This is a genomic window from Mycoavidus cysteinexigens, assembly GCF_003966915.1.
Taxonomy (GTDB): Bacteria; Pseudomonadota; Gammaproteobacteria; order Burkholderiales; family Burkholderiaceae; genus Mycoavidus; species Mycoavidus cysteinexigens.
In genome coordinates this window covers 836,946-857,319 of sequence record NZ_AP018150.1, presented here as the reverse complement: position 1 = coordinate 857,319, position 20,374 = coordinate 836,946, and the positions used below count along the sequence as shown (strand labels likewise).

Annotated in this window: 16 protein-coding genes, 1 tRNA gene and 2 pseudogenes; 9 read left to right on the top strand and 10 right to left on the bottom strand. The window is 49.3% G+C overall.

Annotated elements, in window-relative coordinates; all coding sequences use genetic code 11:
• Positions 1–44: 44 nt before the first annotated feature.
• From pth to MCB1EB_RS03710, 7 genes are all read right to left on the bottom strand, one after another.
• Positions 45–638, bottom strand: a complete 594-nt coding sequence (pth, locus tag MCB1EB_RS03740; RefSeq protein WP_045362889.1) for an aminoacyl-tRNA hydrolase — start codon at positions 636–638, stop codon at positions 45–47.
• A gap of 13 nt (positions 639–651) precedes the next feature.
• On the bottom strand, positions 652–1,278 hold the full coding sequence (locus tag MCB1EB_RS03735) for a 50S ribosomal protein L25/general stress protein Ctc (protein ID WP_045362892.1): 627 nt from the start codon (positions 1,276–1,278) through the stop codon (positions 652–654).
• A 160-nt stretch (positions 1,279–1,438) separates the two neighbouring features.
• A complete protein-coding gene (locus tag MCB1EB_RS03730; protein ID WP_026920891.1) occupies positions 1,439–2,392 on the bottom strand; it encodes a ribose-phosphate pyrophosphokinase in 954 nt (317 codons plus the stop codon).
• Positions 2,393–2,427: 35 nt separating this feature from the next.
• Positions 2,428–2,504: transfer RNA gene (locus tag MCB1EB_RS03725), tRNA-Gln, on the bottom strand.
• 45 nt (positions 2,505–2,549) lie between these two features.
• Positions 2,550–3,416: a 4-(cytidine 5'-diphospho)-2-C-methyl-D-erythritol kinase gene (gene ispE / locus MCB1EB_RS03720; RefSeq protein WP_045362895.1), complete on the bottom strand. Its 867-nt coding sequence runs from the start codon at positions 3,414–3,416 to the stop codon at positions 2,550–2,552.
• A 182-nt stretch (positions 3,417–3,598) separates the two neighbouring features.
• On the bottom strand, positions 3,599–4,225 hold the full coding sequence (locus MCB1EB_RS03715) for an outer membrane lipoprotein LolB (RefSeq protein ID WP_045362898.1): 627 nt from the start codon (positions 4,223–4,225) through the stop codon (positions 3,599–3,601).
• On the bottom strand, positions 4,222–6,093 hold the full coding sequence (locus tag MCB1EB_RS03710; RefSeq protein WP_045362900.1) for a tetratricopeptide repeat protein: 1,872 nt from the start codon (positions 6,091–6,093) through the stop codon (positions 4,222–4,224). Before MCB1EB_RS03710 ends, MCB1EB_RS03715 begins: the two co-directional genes overlap by 4 nt.
• A gap of 92 nt (positions 6,094–6,185) precedes the next feature.
• Between MCB1EB_RS03710 and mutM the strand changes: the two genes are divergently transcribed.
• The 9 genes from mutM (at position 6,186) to MCB1EB_RS03675 (ending at position 18,803) form a co-directional block, all read left to right on the top strand.
• Entirely contained in the window at positions 6,186–7,028 is an 843-nt protein-coding gene (gene mutM / locus MCB1EB_RS03705) for a bifunctional DNA-formamidopyrimidine glycosylase/DNA-(apurinic or apyrimidinic site) lyase (RefSeq protein ID WP_126353867.1), read from the top strand.
• Positions 7,029–7,103: 75 nt separating this feature from the next.
• The gene (mutY, locus tag MCB1EB_RS03700) at positions 7,104–8,222 is read left to right on the top strand and encodes an A/G-specific adenine glycosylase (RefSeq protein ID WP_126353866.1); all 1,119 of its coding nucleotides are present in this window, start codon (positions 7,104–7,106) and stop codon (positions 8,220–8,222) included.
• 579 nt (positions 8,223–8,801) lie between these two features.
• Positions 8,802–9,149: a hypothetical protein gene (locus tag MCB1EB_RS11990; protein WP_161566174.1), complete on the top strand. Its 348-nt coding sequence runs from the start codon at positions 8,802–8,804 to the stop codon at positions 9,147–9,149.
• A 272-nt stretch (positions 9,150–9,421) separates the two neighbouring features.
• A complete protein-coding gene (locus tag MCB1EB_RS12310; RefSeq protein WP_045362901.1) occupies positions 9,422–12,475 on the top strand; it encodes a two-partner secretion domain-containing protein in 3,054 nt (1,017 codons plus the stop codon).
• A complete protein-coding gene (locus MCB1EB_RS03690; protein ID WP_126353865.1) occupies positions 12,366–16,817 on the top strand; it encodes a hemagglutinin repeat-containing protein in 4,452 nt (1,483 codons plus the stop codon). Before MCB1EB_RS12310 ends, MCB1EB_RS03690 begins: the two co-directional genes overlap by 110 nt.
• Before the next feature lie 10 nt (positions 16,818–16,827).
• The gene (locus MCB1EB_RS03685; RefSeq protein WP_045362908.1) at positions 16,828–17,622 is read left to right on the top strand and encodes a hypothetical protein; all 795 of its coding nucleotides are present in this window, start codon (positions 16,828–16,830) and stop codon (positions 17,620–17,622) included.
• 34 nt (positions 17,623–17,656) lie between these two features.
• Positions 17,657–17,797, top strand: coding sequence for a hypothetical protein (locus MCB1EB_RS11985; RefSeq protein WP_161566172.1), 141 nt, complete (start codon positions 17,657–17,659; stop codon positions 17,795–17,797).
• 52 nt (positions 17,798–17,849) lie between these two features.
• Entirely contained in the window at positions 17,850–18,203 is a 354-nt protein-coding gene (locus MCB1EB_RS03680) for a hypothetical protein (protein ID WP_052393752.1), read from the top strand.
• Between the two features lie 300 nt (positions 18,204–18,503).
• Entirely contained in the window at positions 18,504–18,803 is a 300-nt protein-coding gene (locus MCB1EB_RS03675; RefSeq protein WP_045362911.1) for a DUF6966 domain-containing protein, read from the top strand.
• Between the two features lie 12 nt (positions 18,804–18,815).
• Here the strand turns inward: MCB1EB_RS03675 and MCB1EB_RS03670 are convergent, their stop codons facing one another.
• The 3 genes and pseudogenes from MCB1EB_RS03670 to MCB1EB_RS03665 all read right to left on the bottom strand — a co-directional run bounded on the left by MCB1EB_RS03670 (position 18,816) and on the right by MCB1EB_RS03665 (position 20,293).
• Positions 18,816–19,127, bottom strand: coding sequence for a hypothetical protein (locus MCB1EB_RS03670; protein WP_045362913.1), 312 nt, complete (start codon positions 19,125–19,127; stop codon positions 18,816–18,818).
• 45 nt (positions 19,128–19,172) lie between these two features.
• Positions 19,173–19,286: pseudogene (locus MCB1EB_RS12240) on the bottom strand (ATP-binding protein); the annotation flags it as partial.
• A 37-nt stretch (positions 19,287–19,323) separates the two neighbouring features.
• Positions 19,324–20,293 (bottom strand): annotated as a pseudogene (locus MCB1EB_RS03665) (IS481 family transposase).
• Positions 20,294–20,374 lie beyond the last annotated feature (81 nt).

Genomic DNA, 20,374 nt, shown 5'->3' with positions numbered 1-20,374 from the left:
CTCGCTTAAAGTGTAGCGTCAGAGCAAAGCAGACTGACTCCAGTTTAAACCAGTTGGCGGTGCAGCTCCATCATCGCACGCTCCATTTCGCCTTGGACTACCGATTGCAGCACTGTCAAGCTTCGACCAATAGCTTTGTCAACTAATGCCTGTTCTTCTTTGCGCGGCGGCTTGAGTACGTAATTCACTACATCGGCTTTTCTTTCTTCTAGCGCGTAATCCCGCGGATGGCCAATCCCTAAACGCAGCCGCCAGTACTGCGGTGTCGCCAAATGCGCGCTAATATCTTTTAAGCCATTATGACCACCGCTGCCGCCGCTAAATTTGAGTTTGGCAACGCCAGGCGATAAGTCAAGCTCGTCATGCACGACTAGAATGTCTGCGGGAAGAATTTTATGAAAGCGCGCAAGTGCAGCCACTGACTGACCTGAACGATTCATAAAAGTGTGTGGTTGTAATAACCACACGTCACTGCCCTGAAAATGAGCGCGCGCCACTAAGCCATGAAAACGCGCTTCATGACGTAACGCAGTTTGCGTGGCTCGGGCGATCGCATCAACAGCCCAAAAGCCGGCATTGTGCCGGGTCGCAGCATATTCTGCCCCCGGATTGCCAAGGCCGACAATGAGCTTAATCATCAAAACCGTGCTGTTAAGAAGCGGCTGGCGCTCCGTCTCCTTCAACCGCAGCACTAGACGCATCTTCAGCCACAGCCGCCGCTGGGACAGTTGCCGAGACGATCACAGGATTTTCTTGCTCAAGGTATTGCATAAGCTCAACCCCGGCTGGCAATTTTACGTCTTTTGCGTGCAATGACTGACCAACACCGATTTCGGCCAGATCAACCTCGATAAACTCGGGAAGATCCCCAGGCAAGCAGGTTATTTCAAGCTCATTCATAACATGCGTCAAGATTGCGCTCTCTAGCTTGACGGCTTTAGAGATTTCTTGATTTAAGTAATGCAGAGGAACTTTCTTGTGTAGCTTTTTGCTAGCATCGACGCGTTGGAAATCAACGTGCAGCACTAAAGGCTTAAATGGATGATATTGCACATCGCGCAATAATACTTGCTCTGATGCATTACCAATTTCAAGTTCTAAAATCGAAGAATGAAACGATTCTTTCTTAAGCGCATGGAAGATCGCGTTATGATCAAGTTCAATTAATTTGGGCTGGCTATTCGCACCGTAAACAATCGCGGGGGTTTTACCAGCGAGACGCAGGCGGCGGCTCGAACCGGTACCCTGCACACTACGCTCAAAAGCGACTACTTTCATTTATTTCTCCTAAAAAGCTGCTGCCCACGACCAGGCAGAAAAAAGAAGCTCCGCTTTAAGCTCAGCAAAGCCTCTCAAAAAAACCACGCAAACGGATTTGGATCCACTTTGCAGGGTTTTCTAACGCATTCTATGCGCTAAAAAAAGAACATTTAAAGGGTTAACTGTCCGCAAAAAGCGACATGACTGAATCGCCGCGACGAATCCGCGAGAAAGTCTCAGCCAGTAAACCGGCGCTTGAGAGCTGGCGAATTTTCGCACAAGCGCGCGCGTCGGCACGTAACGGAATAGTATCCGCCACCACCAGCTCATCTAATTCAGATTCTGTAATCCGCTGTACGGCTTGACCCGACAAAACCGGGTGCGTGGTGTACGCAAAAACTTGCCGCGCACCGCGCTCCTTCAGCACTTGCGCCGCTTTACATAAGGTGCCTGCAGTATCCACCATATCATCCATGATCACGCAGGTGCGGCCTTCGACCTCGCCGATAATATGCATCACTTCCGCCACATTCGCTTGAGGACGTCGTTTATCGATAATGGCGAGATCGGTATTAAGCTGCTTGGCTAATGCGCGTGCGCGCACCACACCGCCCACATCAGGCGAGACAACTAGCAAATTTTCGTAGTTTTGCTTACGTAAATCCCCTAGCAGAATCGGTGTGGCATAAATATTGTCAACCGGAATATCGAAAAAACCTTGAATCTGATCTGCGTGCAAATCCATTGTAATAATTCGGTCAACGCCAGCAATTTGCAGCATATTGGCGACCAGCTTAGCGGAAATCGCAACCCGCGCTGAGCGTGGCCGGCGATCCTGGCGGGCATAACCGAAATAAGGAATCGCAGCAGTGATCCGGCCGGCGGAGGCGCGTTTGAGCGCATCGACCATGATCATTAATTCCATCAGATTATCGTTGGTTGGCGCGCAGGTGGGCTGAAGCACAAAAACATCTTTGCCACGCACGTTTTCCTGAATTTCGACTTGAATTTCGCCGTCGGAGAAACAGCTAACCATTGCTTTGCCAAGCGCAATACCCAGCATCTTAACAACACCGCGGGCAAGCTCAGGATTGGCGTTGCCGGTAAAGACCATCAGGCCGTCACTACTCATATATACCTATATTAGGACGGCTTTTTGCGAAATCTTGGCAGGGGAGGAAGGACTCGAACCCTCGCATGCCGGAATCAAAATCCGGTGCCTTGACCAACTTGGCGACTCCCCTACAAACTACGACTGCTAAATCGCTTAAACCTTATTTTTAACCTTTTTACGACGCAAAAGCAAGCAATGGATGAGACTCAAGGCTTGCCGCTATTTCACTATGCCAACCATCAGGCAACGCTGCCTGTACCGAGAGTGCTTCCTCTCGGCTATGAAAGGCAGCAAAAACACTCGCCCCAGATCCCGTCATGCGGGCTGGCGCTATAGCTTTAAACCAATCTAGCACCTGCGCTACTTCTGCGTATTTTCTAGCAACTACAGACTGCATATCGTTGCGCCCAAAACCATCGGCTCCGACTGCGCTACCCCGTTGTGCTGCTAGAAAGTCCGCTATTTTGATGATTTTCGTATCCCGTGTCAATTCCCGCGTTGCAAAAATTTCAGTAGTCGCCACTTGCACGGCTGGCGTAACCACTAAAAAATAGCCCAAAGGTAGTTCAACCGCCTGCAACTGCTCGCCAATTCCTTGCGCAAAAGCGTTGTAACCAAACACAAAAAATGGCACGTCTGCGCCTAATGATACGGCCAAGTCCTGGAGTTGCGCACGCGATAAGTTCAGCTCCCAGAGCCGATTCAGCGCAAGTAAGGTACTGGCCGCATCCGAACTGCCGCCGCCTAGACCGGCGCCAAGCGGTATGCGTTTTTCAACTTTAATCTCAACCCCTAATGGGCAACCTGCATAGGCTTGCAGCGTACGCGCAGCACGTAACGTGAGATCGGAGGCTTCAGACACGCCAGACACAGCCGCTACGCGCGCAATCGTTGGATCTGCGCGCACTTTAAAATGTAACGTATCGCCATAGTCCAAAAGTTGGAATACCGTTTGCAGAAGATGATACCCATCGGCCCGACGACCGGTAATATGCAAAAAAAGATTCAGCTTGGCCGGCGCCAAACATGAAAAATCAGACATAGGCTTTCAGATTAATTAATTTATCCATTTTGTTGGCGCACACTATCATTCTCTAATGAGCAAGGCAACTGCAATGCCCTTAAAACACAGCTTCTCTGCCGCATCTGACATCAATTCGCACCAAAAGATCTCTTTATTGCTATAAAAAGATGATGCTTACCACGCACAACTTAACGCTGAATTTAACCTTGAGGATCCAGCGCTAGCTTGACCTCAAGCGAGGCGTCATCGCGCGTTAAATTCATGCGCTGCACGCGCACCACTGGCGTCTCCGTATAAGAGAGATAGTCAACCGTCCAACCTTCTTGCCGAATCTGTTGCGGACGCTCGGTTTGAGGGCTACGCCGGATTTGCGCAAGCGTTTTATTCATGGCTTTTTTGAATGCGCTATCCTTGCTGTCAGGCTCCCAGCCTTCCGGCGCGCGCAGCCAATGGCGCAGACCACTGACGGGCAAGGGAAAACCTAGCGCGCTGCGCATCAATTCATCCGCATTGTCCGCAATCAGAGTCGGGCGATTAGGCAGCTCAAGCACTGCGCCCAACGCAGATAATTGGACTACAGCGAGCGTCTGACCCAGTGGATTAAGGAGCCGCAGGGTCGCTACTTTGCCATCATCACGCCAAGCAAAACGCCCATAAACGTTACGGGTTCGCTGGTGCACGCCCCGCGCCTCTTGATAACGCACTGAAAAACGTCCATTGCACGCAAACGATGTGGGTGTAGGAGGCGCAGGCGGTGGCAACGCACACCCCGCCAGCCAACTGAGCAAAATGGCCAATACCGTCAATTTTTTAAGTTGGGATTTCATTTGCTGTCACCTATCTGTTTTGACTCTTTACGGTCTTTTGATGGTTCAATTGAAAAGCGTTTTAGCGTTTGCTGCAAAATATCATTATCTGCTTCGAGCTTTGCAGCGGCTTTCCAAATTTGTTTTGCCTCCGTCTGCAAACCTTGCGCCCACAAGACTTCGCCCAAATGCGCGCCAATTTCGGCATTCGGCTGTAGCTGATAAGCGCGCCGCAATAATTGAATCGCTTGCTGAGGATTGCCGAGACGGTACTTAACCCAACCTAAACTATCCATAATAAAGGCATCGTCCGGCGCCAACGAGGAGGCTTTTTCAATTAATTTATCCGCCTCATTAAGCCGCTGGCTACGATCAGCCAATGAATAGCCCAGCGCATTATACGCATTGGGATTATCAGGCTGCAGCATCATCAAGCGCCGCAGCAGATTTTCCATCAGCGTGTAATGGCGATTTTTTTCCGCCAGCATCGCATAATCGTAAAGCACATCCGGCTCATTTGGATAGGCTTTGTAAACCCGCGCTAGCGTTGCCTCAGCTTCAACATAGCGCTGCGCCTCAGCTAACAAAGCGCCATCTGTGCGCGCCGCCAAAATTTGGAGGCGTGGTTCTTGGCTTGGCAAATCGGCAAGTAATTTGCGCGCTTCATTCACCTTGCCCGCTTTAGCCAAGAGCTGTACCCGGGCAAACCAGGCCGGCATATATTGCGCACTAGCAGGATTAATTTTGCTGAGCCACTGCATAGCCAGCGCATCATTCTTCTTTTCGGTAGCAATTTGCGCCAAGTAGAAATAAGCCTGCCCAACATCCAACTCCGGCTGAGTTTTGCGCTTTTGCAGAACATGTACATATTGCTGCAAATAATGCTGCGCGTCGTCGTAGCGTTTTTGCTGAATATAAATGAGGGCTAACGCCATAATCGGAGCCGGATCGGCCGCATTTTGCGCGCGCATCAATTGAAACTCTCGGCGAGCTGCATCGAATTGCTGATCAGCCAGATAGAGCTGCGCCAAGGCAATATGGGCATTGCGCGATTTTGGATTTTTCTGCGCGAAATCCCGCATTAACTCGATGGCTTGTTGCCGCTGCGTGGGTCCAAGTTGCGCCAGCAATAAAGCCGCAGCTTCATAATCTGGCTTAAGCGCCAGCGCTTGGCGCAATGATGCCCACGCTTTGGCCGAATCATTGAGCAAAAGCTGTTGCCGCGCCAACGCAAGATGCGCTTCAGGCCGTGTCAGCTCGTTCTTAAGAAGCGTCTGCAATAAATTTAAACCACTTGCTTGAGCGGGGCCGCGCGCGATTAATAACTGCAACGCTAAAATCGCCTCCCCTTTATCTTCTACCGGAATTTTAGCCAGCTCAGCCGCCAAAATCGGCTGCGCTTCATTCAATTTACCGCTTAACACCAGCAACGCTGCTTCAAATTGCGCAGCGCGGCTAGAATTGGGCTCGTACTGGCGCCATAAGCGGGCTGCGGCAAGCGCATCGGCAGGGCTTTGCGCGCCCAGGGCAATTTCCGCTGCGCGCTGCGCCATGCGCGGGTCACGCGTAGTACGCGTTAGCTCAAGGTAAGTTTGATAAGCCGGCGCAGGCTGGCCGCGCTGTAGCGCAAGTTCAGCCGCCAACACCAAAAACATAATCTGGCTGGTCAGCTTTACTGAGGGCAACGTTCTTTGCGCGTCAAGCAGTGGCGGCAAGTTAGCGGCGCCGGCATTTTCTTCGCCGCTCATCACAGTCGAGCGCGCGCTAGTACTCAACGGAAACCCCCCAATGGCACTGATGAGCAGCATAACGCTGATGGAACGCACCATGCGCGGCGCAACGCTACGCTGAAGTCGACGCTTCAACAATTGAGTAAGAAAAATATTCATGTGTCTCCAACAACAGTCTTATTGAAGAATTGTAACGCGATCAATCCACTAGAATCGGATAAAATTTAGCTTAACCCAATCCACCTTGCACTATGCCAGAATTACCAGAAGTAGAAGTCACCCGACGCGGCATCATGCCATATATAACGAATCGACGAATTCGGCGCGTCGAAGTGCGTAGCGCCATGCTGCGCTGGCCCGTGCCGACGCAACTGGCCACGCTACTTAATGGTCGCCTGATTACGAGGGTTGAACGACGCGGCAAATACTTGTTGCTGGAAATAGAATCCGGCTGGCTCCTGATTCATCTCGGCATGACGGGTACCTTACGCATTTTGCCGTATCCTGCCGCCAGCCATAGCCCGCTCCTACCAAGCGACCGGCACGACCATATCGATTGGGTCTTTGACGAATGTGTGCTGCGCTTTCGGGATCCCCGGCGTTTTGGCGCGGTTTTGTGGCATGCTGGCACTGTTGGGCCGGTCTTACTCCATCCATTATTAGCAAAATTGGGGATTGAGCCGCTCTCGGCTGATTTTAATAGCGCGCTGTTACACTACCGCACGCGCACCCGCAGCACTGCGATCAAGCAGGTCTTGCTAGGCGGCCAGATTGTCGTGGGCGTGGGGAATATTTATGCCTCAGAAAGTTTATTCCGGGCAGGTATTCACCCAGCGACCGCCGCTGGGCGCATTTCAGTGAAACGTTATGAAAAGCTCGTCACTGAGATCCGCGCAACCTTGAGCGAGGCAATTGAAAAAGGCGGCAGCACGCTGCGCGATTTTGTGGGGAGCGATGGCAAGCGGGGTTATTTTCAGTTGGACTACTTTGTTTACGGCCGTAACGGCGAACCATGCCGCCACTGCGGCACGCCCATTCGTCAAATTGTGCAAGGCCAGCGTTCCACTTATTATTGCCCGCGTTGCCAGCGCTAAACCACCCATTATTTGATCCGCCCGCAAGAGTCGAGCACTTAGTGTTGATCTTTTAAGCCTACAATTTTTATTTCAATGATTGCAATTGCAGAATTCGCCCCACGCCTGATTACTTGGCAACGCCAATTTGGCCGCCATGATTTGCCCTGGCAACTCACGCGCGACCCTTACACTATTTGGCTGTCTGAAATTATGCTGCAACAGACCCAAGTGTCGACCGTGATTGCCTATTATCTGCGCTTTATTGAGCGTTTTCCTAACCTTACCGCATTAGCACACGCCCCACTTGATGAAGTGATGGCGGTATGGAGTGGATTAGGCTATTACTCACGCGCGCGTAATTTGCATCGTTGTGCGCAGTTATTAATGACTGAATATCATGGCCAATTCCCAAACCAGGTCAATGCGCTTATCGAGCTTCCCGGTATTGGCCGCTCAACCGCCGCGGCGATTGCGGTTTTTGCCTTTGGCGCGCACGAAACCATTCTTGACGGCAATGTGAAACGCGTCTTGGCCCGCGTTTTTGGCATAGAAGGTTTTCCGGGCGAAAAGCAGACTGAAAACGCCATGTGGAAATTAGCCGAGTCGCTTTTGCCGCCCCACTCTGAGCCCGCTACAGAGCTTAACGATTTAGCCATGCAAGCGTATACGCAAGGCTTAATGGACCTAGGCGCAACCTTATGCGTACGCGGGCGCCCGGCTTGCACGCGCTGCCCTTTTCAAACCGGTTGCGCAGCTCATCTAAGCGGTCGTGAAAAAACCTTGCCAACGGCACGGCCCAAAAAAAGCAAACCCATGCGCCGCACGTTAATGTTAATCCTATGCAACGGCCCTACCGTATTGCTTGAGCGCCGTCCGCCCGCCGGCATTTGGGGCGGCTTATGGAGTCTGCCAGAAGTACCGGATGCTGCGGCTCTCGTAGCGTATGCAGCCCGCTTTGGCATCACTGATCCGTTAACCGCCCTGGCTCCGATCGTGCACACCTTTACGCACTTTCAGCTCACCATAGAACCTAAATTGGCGACCCTTTCATCCCGTGCCGCACCCTCAGCAAGCGTAACAGACACGAACCAAACCTGGGTTTCCGTAGATGGCCTTCAAGCGTACGGTTTGCCGGCGCCAGTACGACGGATATTGGATACATTGCGTAGTCCAATTCCGTCCCTTCAAACCGCATTAGAGTTCACGGTATGAAACATCATAATCCGTGATTCAACTTGGATAACCCGTATTAGCGAATGTAAATTGCGGGGAATCAGAACTTAAGGTTTTTCCTCAAGACTTATTTTCTTTCCAGCGCGATAAAAGCGTTGCATATTTAGCTAAAAAGTGTAATAGCAGCCAACATAGCGCGATTACCCTGAGACTGTGGTCGAGTCTGCCTAGCATTTTGTGCACGAAATCCCTGCCAGAAATGATTCAAATCAATAAAAAATTTCTTAAAAAGATTATTTAAACAAAGAAAATAATACAAGTTTATTTGGTATTTTAAAAATCATCATTTTAACTTTGGTGCGACCTGAAAAGTCGTTTGAATTTCTGTCTTACAGGAGAAATATAACCAGATAAGACCGATTGCTCCATCAATCGTTCCCTAGTCGGACATGCGGGGCTGGCAACGGTCCGGTGTGAAGCTCCGATGACAATGTAACCGCCGAGTAATCGGTAAGCCGAGCCGCGAGGCAAAGCCGAATCTGCTAGCACTAAAGCGGAGAGGGGCTAGGGATGTGCGAATACGATCAACACACGTGAATCTCTGTAATTGTCGTTAAAATGAACAGGCCAAAGGTGCTGGGCCTGAACCAAAATGGTACGCGGTTAGGTTTGGTCGCTCAAAGTTCGGCCAACATGGACAAACAACCGCCGGCAAAGAAGAGGGATCCGACTCGCACTGAAATTCAAGCGGAACAGGATAAGCCCGTAACGCTGCCAGAAATGGTAGGCAAACCGCGAGGAATGCTGTTGGCGCTGCGGGTACAGGAAGGAGCAAAAAGCGAAGGCCGCCTTGTAATGAGGGGGATAAAGAGTGAAACATTCTCTTGCGCGAAAGCGAGCAGACTTGCTCTTGGTCAGAGTGGGCAAGAAATCTTGGCAAACCGTTATACGCGGGAAAGCAGATGAGGCAGACCGTTTAGGTTTGTTGTGCGCTTGCGCGCCCAGGTGAATTAAGAAACCAGGTCAACTGGTTCGATTTTACCAGAAGGGCGAAATGGCTCCAGGCGTATATTGCTCAGGCAGCCAGTTTGTTAGACTGCCCGGTGCCTTAGCCAGCGCTGGACTCTTGGCTTGAGCCGTGTGCGAGGTGACTCGCCTGCACGGTTCTTAGGAGAGGGAGGGTTAGTAATAGCCCTTCCTTATCCGACCGCATTACATATTATCAAACGGGGTGCATGATGTTAAGGCCAATTAACGGGATCTCCATTCAATACATTCGAACAAATTCGATTGCACCTAATAGGCCAGAGCAGACAACGCTCTCTCCTAACCCAGAAGTTGATGCGCCGACGACGAACAGCACTCAGCCCAACGCAACTGGCATTGCGTATGCCAAACACCCCAATTTTAACGTTGTACCACGCAGCCTGAATAGCGTTATCAAAATCGCTGGAGAACCGGCCCAACTGATTTTTTCTAATGTCAATGGCATGGATTGCTGTGGTTATTATTTCCTCCATACTAGCCGCCTTGTGCTCACAACAGGCGAACCGGTTTTAAATAGTGACGGAGAGTTTCAGGCATTTCGTCTGAAAACAGGTGAAATGACGATTCAAAGCAAAACGACTCTCAAAGGGTATGAGCAGATTGATATCATCGCGTATTCGATCAAAATAGAGGGGGAGTTATACGCAGACACAATTAACCTGAGTACCGCGCGCGAAGTGAATGGCTCGAATATAGGCCTGCCCATTACGCTGCAACAGCCAATACCGATAACTAGCCCGGAAACCCAGCCAGCGTTACTCCGCCAACTGCACTTTACCCGCACCGCTAAAGTGCAGGCGAAAGAGCATTTAACTATTCAAACGGATACGCTCGATAATGCCAGTTCTCGAATTCGATCAAACGGGACAGTCACCCTCAAAGCCAACCGTTTGACAGGCGCAGGAACGCTTAATGCAGCGCTAGATCTTTCTGCAAAGCTGGAAGAGGATTACACGCATAAGGCTCAACTCAACGCGGGCCGCCATCTATCGATTTCGACGGCCAAACGTTTAACGAATCAAGGCACCCTAAAAACGCAAGGCGAAATCGCGCTTGAAGCTAAAGAGCTTAAAAATCAATCAAAATCTTTGATAGACGGTGTTCACCTTAAACTAAAAGTGGAAAATTCGCTTAAGAATTACGGTGTGATTCAGGGCAGTACCGTGGTGATTGGTGCGCAGCATTTGATCAATGATGGTAGAGAAGATACAGATGAGCAGCAGGCTGGGGCTATCCTTGGGCGAAAGCAACTGATGATTGCAGCAAGAATCTTATATAACCAGGAGCATGGGTTACTGCATAGTGGTGGTGACCTGACAATAGGAAGTGCTTTTGATGAACAAAACGCCTTCAAGGATTTAACGAAAGAGTTTAGGAATGCGGCATTTTCCACGGTTGAATCAAGAGGAAAGCTTCTGATTAAAGCTATATTTTTAACTAATCAGAAGGGACAGATCACAGCGGGTTCTGATCTGATTTTTGAAGGTGATACGCTGACTAATAGTCAAGGACATATAGAAGCTAAGGGAGATCAAAGCGTATTGAAGGTGCGAGCCGACATCATTAATAATCACTCAGGCTATTTGATTCATAGTGGCGCGGGGTTCATCCAGATGGTTGCCGACATGATAGTGAACCATAATGCTGAAGCGATAAAAGGAGCAGGGTTAATTAGCAGCAAGGGTTCTATAATGCTTGTCGTTGGCAAGCTATCTAATCATCAAGGTGGGACGATCTTTTCGGATCAAACACTCAAAATAAAAACTTTTTACACGGCTTCTTTGCCATGCTATTTGAAAAATATAGCCGGCACACTATCGGCGCACCAAAGAATTGAGATTAATACCTTTAGACTAGATAACAGCAAAGGTCTGATTGCCGTAGGCAAAGATGAAGCCTTCGAACCGGACATTTCAAGTGATCCAGACAGTGTACTTGAAATCCGTGCGAATGCAGTCATCAACAAGGAAGGAGGACAGATCGTTCAAAGTGGAAGGGGTGAAATCAAGATTTTTTCAGATGCCAGCGGCAATGGATACGAAGCACAAGAGGGTTTGATGAGTGCTCAGGGCCGCATCACAATAGAAGCACAGAATATTTGCCATAGGCATAAGAGCCAGATGACGGGGAAAGACCTCAATCTAGTCATCGGAAAAAGATTTGTTAACCAAGAAAATTCAACGGTATTTGCTAGCGATAGATTGTCATTAAGGGCTCAAACTCTCTATAATTTGCAACAAGGGGTATTGCAAAGTGATCGCCAGCTTTCTGTTTCAGTCGCTAAATTAAACAACTTAGGCACGTTGCATGGCAAAGAGCAGGTGCGGATTCAAAGTGAAAGCGAGCTTGATTTCACGAATAGTCATCCTGGGCTGGTTGTGGGCGAACATATTTTAATTGGCGTACCGGACCAGTTCAATGCGCATTTGACTAATGATGGTGGGATCTTCTTCGCCCACAATCATCTTGAGATCGGTATCTGGCAGATTAGAAATCGTGAGCATGGGGTGTTGTATAGCGGTGGCACCCTGACGATGGGTGGCGCACTGGATGCCCAACTCAAGGTACAAGGTTTGAGTGGGAAAGTCTACAATCATGGCGCATTGATTGATGCGTCAGGCGATCTGACCATCCATGCCCACAAGCTGTTCAACCAAAATTTGAGATTCGAAATCGAAGAACGGCTGATTGAAGATCGGCCGATGCACGTATGCATTGCTCATTGTCAGGGTGAGGCGCGTTATGATGGATCTCAAATCACATGGCGTGGCGACGTAGGAGGTCTTTACCTTGTGCACCCCTCAGGGCCTGAGGTGTTTCGTTTTACCGACTATCATTTCACCCGTCGGGTAACCACAACCGTGGTCACGAACAGCGAACCTGGCAGGATTCAGGCGGGCGGCGCGATCCGTCTGTCGGACAAGGTGATTAACGATAAAAGCCGGATCATTGCCGGGGGCGCACTCAGTGATCTCGAAGGCAGACCGGCCCAGATTGAAAATCGGGATTTTATCGGTCAACGTGTCACGACCGATCGGGGAACATCGCAATATTCAGACAGGCGCTGGCGTGGTGGGTTCTGTCGGGACTGGATTCGTGATTGGTACGGGCAATGCCCCCCACAACCCCGCCCCAATGGTCGAGCATCACACTCTGAATGTCGCCCTCTATCAACAGCATACGGCAGTCGAGCATTCAGCGCCTTCCACCGCCTTAGTGCCGAGTTCTTCGGCTTTAAATCGTAACGCTTTCTTAAATAGCGGCTTATTGCGCCTGAACACCGATTCCAATCAATCCTATCTAATTCAGATCGATCCCCACTTTACGCGCAATAGCGACAGGGTTTCCAGCGATTTATTGCTGAGATTACTGAATCTGGATCCTCAACGCGTTCCCAAACGCCTGGGCGATGGATTCTATGAACAGCAACTGATTCGGGATCAGATTATCGGTCTGACCGGCCATTATTACCTCTCCAACCATCGGAACCCTATCGCTGATATTAGGGCCTTGATGCACGCAGGAGCAGACTGGGCTAAACGTTTTGATTTGATGCTCGGCACTGAACCTACACCTGAACAAGTCAATACCTTAACCACCAGTCCCGTCTGGCTGGTAAATCAACGTGTTCAATTACCCGATGGCTCAGAACAGACGGTACTGGTGCCTAAAGTGTATCTGGCCCCAAGCGATGCACAGGCTGTCCCGCTGGGCAATGCGCTGATTTCAGCCGATACGATTGAGTTAGACAGCGACCGCCCCTTTAAAAACACCGGAACCGTGCTCAGTCGTGGCAAGACAGAAATTAGTGCGCGCCAGATCGATAACCAGCACGGCACGCTCGCCAGCCTGGGCGCCCTCTCCCTCCAGGCCCGCGATGACCTCGATAGCCGCGCTGGCAAGCTGTTTGCAGTAAAAAAACTCACCTTACAGGCCGGCCAGGATCTCCAGCTGCAAAGCCAGACACAGACCACCCATGCCGCCAGCGGCAGCCGGACAAATCTAGTTGGCCTCACCCAGATCAAGGCCGGGGAACTGGAAGCGACGGCAGGATCCGATATTAACCTGGCCGCCACCCAGATTGAAGTGGAGCATGATGCGAGATTAGAAGCGCGGCAGGATCTCATATTAGGTACGGCCACCACCGGCGAGCAACTAAAGATCGTATGGGATGAACGTAATGCCCTAAGCTTGAGTCAGCACACCGAAATCGGCACCCAGATTCAGGCGGGCGCGCTTGAGCTGAAGGCTGGGCGCGATGTGACCGCAACCGGCGCTTACGTAACAGCTGAAGAAAAGTTAACGGTGCAGGCCGGCCGAGATATTCATCTGGAAGCCGCGTATGAAGAAACGGAGTTTGAGGAATCTCACTATCATGAATCGAGTCATTTCTTGGGTTCCTCAAGCGAACTGATGCACAACACGCTGTACAGAAAACAAGCGTTAAGCAGCACCTTATCCGGGGGTACGGTACAGATCGAAGCCGGACATGACCTCAATATCCTCGGCTCAAACGTGGTTGGGATGCGCGATGTCGATCTGTCTGCCGCCAACAATATCAAGCAAAAGGCCGTCGAACAGAGTGAGAAAGCCCGCTACCACTCTGTAACAGAACGCTCGGGCTTACTGGATAGCGGGACATTTGGCGTCACGATAGGCACGCGGACCCAAAAAGACACCCAGGAAAATGAGCACACGCCCCACATTGGCTCGGTCATCGGCAGCGTATCCGGCCATGTCAGAGCAGTGGCAGGCCGTGAATACGAACAAAGCGGCAGCCAGTGGGTGGTGCCCACAGGCGATATTGAGATTCGGGCAGGTAAAGCCAAGATTGATGCAAGCTATGAAGAGGGACGAGTCTGGCAGCGCAGTGAATACCATCAATCGGGTTTGACGGTCTCGTTGAGTGCGCCGGTGATTGCGGCGGCGCAAACGAATCATCAAATGCTGCAAGCCAGTACCCAAGTCAGCGATCCACGGATGCAGGCTTTAGCAGCGGGTGCGGGGGCACTGGCGACAAAAAATGCCTACGATGCAATCAAGATGGATCCAAAGGCCGCGGGTGGTGCGACAGTGAGCGTGATGATTGGTGAAGACCAGTGTGAAACCGAGCAGATGCAGCTGAGCAAGACAGCGTTGAACAGCACGCTGGCGGCTGGTGGCAATATATCGATCCAGATCAGTGGCTTAGGGAAAGAGTCCACGCTGGATCTGAGTGGCGCTCGTATAGAAGCCAAACAGGATATTACGCTGGACGTAGAAGGCCGACTGACTGTAGAAGCTGCGCCGAATAGCTTGATTGAGCAGAGTCAGCAGCAGAGCCAAAGCTCTGCGGTGGGCGCCGTGGCGACGCTGGGCAGCCAGAGCTCAATGGGGGCTTCGCTAGCGGTAAGTATTGGGCAGGGTCATGCAGAGGGAGAGCAAATCAACTATACGCCGACCTTGATCCAGGCGGGGGGCAAGCTGACGCTCAACGCCCAAAGCGATGTGCGCCTAAAAGGTGCGCAGATGGCTGGAAAGCAGGTGCAGGCCCAGATTGAGGGGGAACTTGAAATTGAGAGTGTGCAAAACACGGCGACTTATTATAGCCACTCTCAAAGTATCAGTGGCAGTGCGACAGCGGGTTCGGTCTCAGCAGCCAGCGTGCACTTCTCGCAACGCAGGATGGACAGTCGTTATCTGAGCGTGGCGGAACAGGCGGGAATTCAGGCCGGAGAGGAGGGCTTTCAGATAATTGTTAAAGGGGATACGAAGCTTGTAGGTAGCGTGATTGCAAGTGCTGAGCAGGCGGTGCAGGAAAAGAAGAACACGCTGATGACAGGGACCCTGCAACAGACGAGTCTGAAGAATCAGGCGAGCTACGATGCAAGCAGTATCAGTTTAGGCGGTGGGTACAGTAAAAGTGGCAAAGGGGTGGGCTCGGAACAATCGGGAGAAGCGACAACACCGGCTCATAGCGGCAATCAGCTGGCGAGCCGAGGTGGAATGAGCGCTGCGATACCGATTGTGATGAGTGCTTCGGGTCATGCGCAGTCCACCACTCGCAGTGCCATCAGCGGTGCAGAGATTGTGATTACGGATGAGGCCCGGCAAATCGAACTGACGGGGTACAGTGCGGCAGAGACCATGGCCAGCCTAAACCGTCATCCGGCACAAAGCCATCAGGCATTAGCGCCGAATTTTAACCGGCCGGAGATTGAAGCGGGCTTTGATATCGTCAATGCATTAGGGCGGGAAACGGGTACGTTTCTCGTCAATAGAGCCAGAGAAGCAGATCATCAGATCGAGCGCGCTAAGCGTATAGAGAGACTGGCCTGTAATGAGCTCATGCCTGTAGCAGAGCGGCAGGAATTGCTGGAGACAGCGGCTGAGTTGCGTGCGCAGGCACAGACCGTGAATAAGCAATGGGGGCCAGGTGGGACCTACCGTCGAATCGTCACTGCGCTGACGGCAGCAGCATCGGGCAATGTGACGGGGACGACCGCAGAGTTCGCCCAGGCAGCGGCGCTGAATTATCTGCAAAGTTTAGGTGCGGAAAAAATCAAGCATATTGCAGATAGCCTGAAGGATGAAACGGCGCGTGCTGCCTTGCATGGGGCATTGGCTTATGGCGGAGCAGTCGCACGGGGGCAATCGGGTGGCGCAGCCGCCTTGGGTGCGAGTGCAAGTGTATTGGTGAATAATCTGTTAGGCCCTGTAGACGATTTTTCTAAAGAAGAGAAAGAAGCGCGCAAGAATTTAGTCACCAGCCTGGTGGCGGGGCTTGCGGATCTAGGAGGGGCTGATGCGAGCTCCGCGCAGAATGCGGCTCAGATTGAGACAGATAATAATATGCTGGCTCCAGCAATTTATGGATTTGTGGCGCTAGCAGCGCGATTGGCGATGCTAGGTACCCGGAATGAAGTAAAGGAATTGGCTATAGGTGCGGCAGCGGCAACAACTGGGGCGGTGGTTCTTTATGAATTGGATAAAAAACTAGGGAAAGATGAAGGGCAAGTTGAAGAGAATGAGCTAATACAACCTCCCCCGCCGCCAATGGTCACACCTATGGAGCCACAGCGGCCCTCCCAGATTCCCGGCAGGGCATGGCATCAGGATGAAGAAGTGTTGCTCGAAGGCATGCCGAATCAATCTGGAGAGCATATCGTTCAACCTTTGACGACGCCAGGAGAAGTTCAACAAAGAGTTGAGCCAATCAACACACCGATAAATCAGGAGGTTAATGCGTACGGGAATGCGATTTTTAGTAAGGGGGCGAAGAAGGCCAATAAAGACAAGGATTATGTGCCGAATGCCGGCTCTGTTCACAGGATAGAGGATTTTTTTAATCAAACAGAATTTGGGGCAGAAGTAAAGAGTATAACTAAGCGTACTAATGAATTTTTTCAGGGAGCCAGAATATATGAAGCAACTGAAGAAATTGGGGATAAAATAAAAGATGGCGATTTAATTTATTTAGATAAATTTCATAAAAATCATTTGGAAGTTTATACTGAACTAAGAATTTCCAGGCATGTCTTAAACTTTGATGGAACAATTAATCAAGAAAAAACCGAAAAAGCAAGAGGCAGAAGGTTAGGAAAATAAAGGGAAAGCAATGTTAGATTTTAATAAATTTAAATCACGTTTAATGGAATTTCTTCAATCTTATGGTTTGAAATATTCTGACCTAAAGGCTTCACATAAAAGAACTGGATATTTGAGGTGGCGCATTGATTGGAGAGCTGATTATAATAAATCTTTCAAGAGGGACTTTGAGAAAATGAAAAATGCTATTGAACTATATAACAAGGCACTATCAAAAAAAGATGTGCTGGCAGCTAAGGCAGGACTTATGGATGTCTCTATAAGAATAGGATTATTGGCCAGCAGTCCATTTAATGCTATTTCACACGATTTAACAAGGGCGCTTAATAATAAATTTTTTAGTTGGCCTTCTTTGGGAAAGGGTTATACTATCCCGGTCGAATATTTCGATAAAGAAAAAAATGAAATCGATCAAAAAGAACTGGTGGATTTAAATATAATTCAAAAAATCCTGATCGATCTAGTCAAATATCATGGAGTGAAAGATGAGGAATTAGAGCGTGTGGATAAACGAACAGGACATTTAGTATGGGGCATCAACCTAAACAGTGACTTTAATCAAATTTTCAATGAGAAACTGTTAGCTTTGCAGGCTGCCTTTGATGGATATGAAAAAGCAGCTATACAAGAGGATTGGCGAGCAGTTCGAGCAATCCTTCAGAGAATTAGGTTAATAAATTTTCAGCTCCATAAATTCTTGAGTGCGGTTAGACTCGCGCTAGAAAGTGCTTGGTCAGACAAACGTTTTTGGCCCTCTTTCCCGGAGAATTATAAAGTGCCAGCGCACTATAACTATAAAGAATGAATTAGGCTGTAGGGCAAGGAGATTTTCGCTTTGAATGAGCTGTCCTAGCCGAGACTTGATCGGACAAATACCCGATTTGAAAGGTACCGCCATCAACCCACCACCCCAGTACTATGCGCCTGCTCATCCGCGTGTGGTAGCTGGGGCGCACTATCGCCTCCCGCTGCCGCATTAAAGGGACCCTGCAACAGACTAATGGCGCAGTGGGTGTAGTAAAAGTAGCTGGGATGTTGGGTAAAGCTGGAATTTATCTAAGTAAAGAATCTCTAGAAAAACTTTCTGGGCTTGCGAAATTCGAGCACTTGGCAAGAGTGGGTAGTTCTTCTGTCGCTGATGGTAAACCGCTGGCAACCGCTAGCCAACCAGCAAATATCTCAAAGATAGAAGACACATTTGGCAAAGCCGAGCTTCACTTGGAGCGTAAGCCTATAGAGAATTTGAGTCAGCTGAAAGATCTGGCAAAAGGTACAGAACTTGGCAAAGTACTAGGCCAATACTCAGCGATCAAGGTAGGCCCGTTTCCAAATAAATTAGCGGAAACTTTTTCTGGTGGTCGATATATTGAATTTTTATTAACATAAGACACTGTTCTTTATCGAACTGGGGTTGCCAGTCAGCCATTTGGAGAGTTTTTTTAGCCAACAAATCTCAAATAGTGCTATTCAAAGCCGAATCGATAAGGCCATTCTACCTAAGTGGCCAGGAGGTAATGCTTCGCCTATTGATTCATTAATAACGGTTAAGATACCGGCTGGAACCAAAATTTATATAGGTGAGATTAGTTCACAAGGAAATTTTTATGTTGGCGGAGGCCAGCAGATTGTTATGCCAAAATTTTGGACGATTGAGGGCTTACAAATACTTAACGTGAGGCCGCTAAAATGACTCAAGCTGAAGACATAAAACTGATATTAATTGAGATGTTAGCATTGCTTAAATTAAGTAATGCTAAAGAATGGGAAAAGACTATCCAAAAACTCAGTTATGAGATTCTCGATATTCCTAATGAAACCAAGCGAGAAATCCTGTCATTATACGGAGGCATGGGGTCGTTAAATGATCTCATTCTCCATAAAGATGGGTACCCTTTAAAAAAGGAGAATGACGAATTTGATTCTTTAAAAACACAACTATATGATTTATGCCGCGAAGATTTAATCGTCGGAAAAGGAAAAGAATAAGACAAAATTGAGCTATTTAGAAGCCGGGTAGGGTCTCTCTGAAGTAGAGCGCCTATCCTCTATTGTCGTGAATTGCTGCGTTTGTTGTAACTGTTTATAAAACGTTTTCAGTCCAAGTGCTTGCTCGCGCCACTGCAAGCAGGCGCTGGCGTTGAAGGCATTAATTGCTGCAATCTCAGCAAGCGAAATGCGGGCGGGTTCTCGGTCAGGCTCAGCGGCAGGTCTGGCAGATTCACCGGAAAATGCAGCGTTGTAGTGGCGCACGAAACCAACGTTAACGCCAAAATTAGCAACATCTGCTTGCGTAACATAGACGGGTGTCAAACATCGTCCAAAATTTGCCAGTAAACAGCGCCGAAAAGTTTCCAGTTAAGGGACTAAATGAGAAGGGATATTTCGATGTTTGAAACGGTAAGATTGATTGCTAGTTTCAAGGATGTGGCAATGATGAGTAATGCGGTCTAACAGAGACATGCCAGCCTTCGCTGGACACACGTATGGTCGAAGTCAGGTGTGCGATTCACAGACATCGTTTCAATTTTCTGATCTGTAAATCGGCATAGTAATTTTGCTCTTGGATGCGTTCTTTGGCCGGATCATATAGCGCATCAACGTCATCCCAAAATGGAGTCTGTAAAGATAATTCAGTCACTCGTTCGCTGGGCGTTTTTCCATGGAGGGAGCCATGAGGCCGTTCCCAGTTGTAATAGTGCTGCCACTCAGATAACTGGTCATGAATCTCTGCGGCCTTCAAGTTGATAGTGGGATAAAACTCTTCAAGATCCGTCTTCTGCGAGCGCTCTACCTTGCCATTTAGGTGGGGAGAGCGTGGTTTGATGGGGCGAAATTTAATACCGTATTCCATCAGGCGTTCTTGAAATTTATAAGCAAAAAATTCACGCCCTCTATCTGTTTGAATTCTTTGAAAAGCAAATGGAAATTCTTCGAACATGCATTCCAAAAATGCCAATGAATTTTCTGCTGTACGCCTGGAATATAGTCGTAATACCCGCCAGCGCGTGCAGTCATCAATCGCGGTGTACTGGTATAACCCCGGTGCAATTTTGCAGGTATCAATTTGTATGCGATCACCAGGAATGGGGCGGTTATAACGAATGAATGGTTTTCGAATACTCCGTTTACCTAGCAATTTGACTTCATTTTTTGAAGAACTTTGTGAATCGTGGCTACTGAATAGGACACGTCATGATTGCGTTTCAATTCACTAGCTAAGCGCCGATGGCCTAAAGCACGCTCACGCCGTAACTTCAATATAAGTGCTTCTTGCTCGGCAAAAAATTTTTCGATGGGTTCGTTTTAGGCCGTCGGCTTTGTTCTTGTAGACCCTCTACGCCTAATGCTGCATACCGTTTTACCCATTTCCGAAGCGTGGGCCTCGATATCCCACATTTCAGGCAAACAAGACCCGCATGCCCTGTTTCTTCGTATAACTTTACCCAACGTAATCGCTTTGCTATTTCTCTATCCATCCTGCGATTTTAATTGAAACGATCTCTATGAATCACACAAATTACAGCAAGCTCGCAAATAAGGCTACTAGCTTCTTTCTC

Coding starts and splice junctions, on each gene's coding strand:
- MCB1EB_RS03715 (WP_045362898.1), bottom strand. CDS start 4,225: ATGAAATCCCAACTTAAAAAATTGACGGTATTGGCCATTTTGCTCAGT.
- MCB1EB_RS03730 (WP_026920891.1), bottom strand. CDS start 2,392: ATGAGTAGTGACGGCCTGATGGTCTTTACCGGCAACGCCAATCCTGAG.
- MCB1EB_RS03675 (WP_045362911.1), top strand. CDS start 18,504: ATGACTCAAGCTGAAGACATAAAACTGATATTAATTGAGATGTTAGCA.
- MCB1EB_RS03685 (WP_045362908.1), top strand. CDS start 16,828: ATGTTAGATTTTAATAAATTTAAATCACGTTTAATGGAATTTCTTCAA.
- MCB1EB_RS03690 (WP_126353865.1), top strand. CDS start 12,366: ATGGTCGAGCATCACACTCTGAATGTCGCCCTCTATCAACAGCATACG.
- MCB1EB_RS03710 (WP_045362900.1), bottom strand. CDS start 6,093: ATGAATATTTTTCTTACTCAATTGTTGAAGCGTCGACTTCAGCGTAGC.
- ispE (WP_045362895.1), bottom strand. CDS start 3,416: ATGTCTGATTTTTCATGTTTGGCGCCGGCCAAGCTGAATCTTTTTTTG.
- MCB1EB_RS11985 (WP_161566172.1), top strand. CDS start 17,657: ATGAGCTGTCCTAGCCGAGACTTGATCGGACAAATACCCGATTTGAAA.
- pth (WP_045362889.1), bottom strand. CDS start 638: ATGATTAAGCTCATTGTCGGCCTTGGCAATCCGGGGGCAGAATATGCT.
- mutM (WP_126353867.1), top strand. CDS start 6,186: ATGCCAGAATTACCAGAAGTAGAAGTCACCCGACGCGGCATCATGCCA.
- MCB1EB_RS11990 (WP_161566174.1), top strand. CDS start 8,802: ATGAACAGGCCAAAGGTGCTGGGCCTGAACCAAAATGGTACGCGGTTA.
- mutY (WP_126353866.1), top strand. CDS start 7,104: ATGATTGCAATTGCAGAATTCGCCCCACGCCTGATTACTTGGCAACGC.
- MCB1EB_RS03735 (WP_045362892.1), bottom strand. CDS start 1,278: ATGAAAGTAGTCGCTTTTGAGCGTAGTGTGCAGGGTACCGGTTCGAGC.
- MCB1EB_RS03680 (WP_052393752.1), top strand. CDS start 17,850: ATGTTGGGTAAAGCTGGAATTTATCTAAGTAAAGAATCTCTAGAAAAA.
- MCB1EB_RS12310 (WP_045362901.1), top strand. CDS start 9,422: ATGTTAAGGCCAATTAACGGGATCTCCATTCAATACATTCGAACAAAT.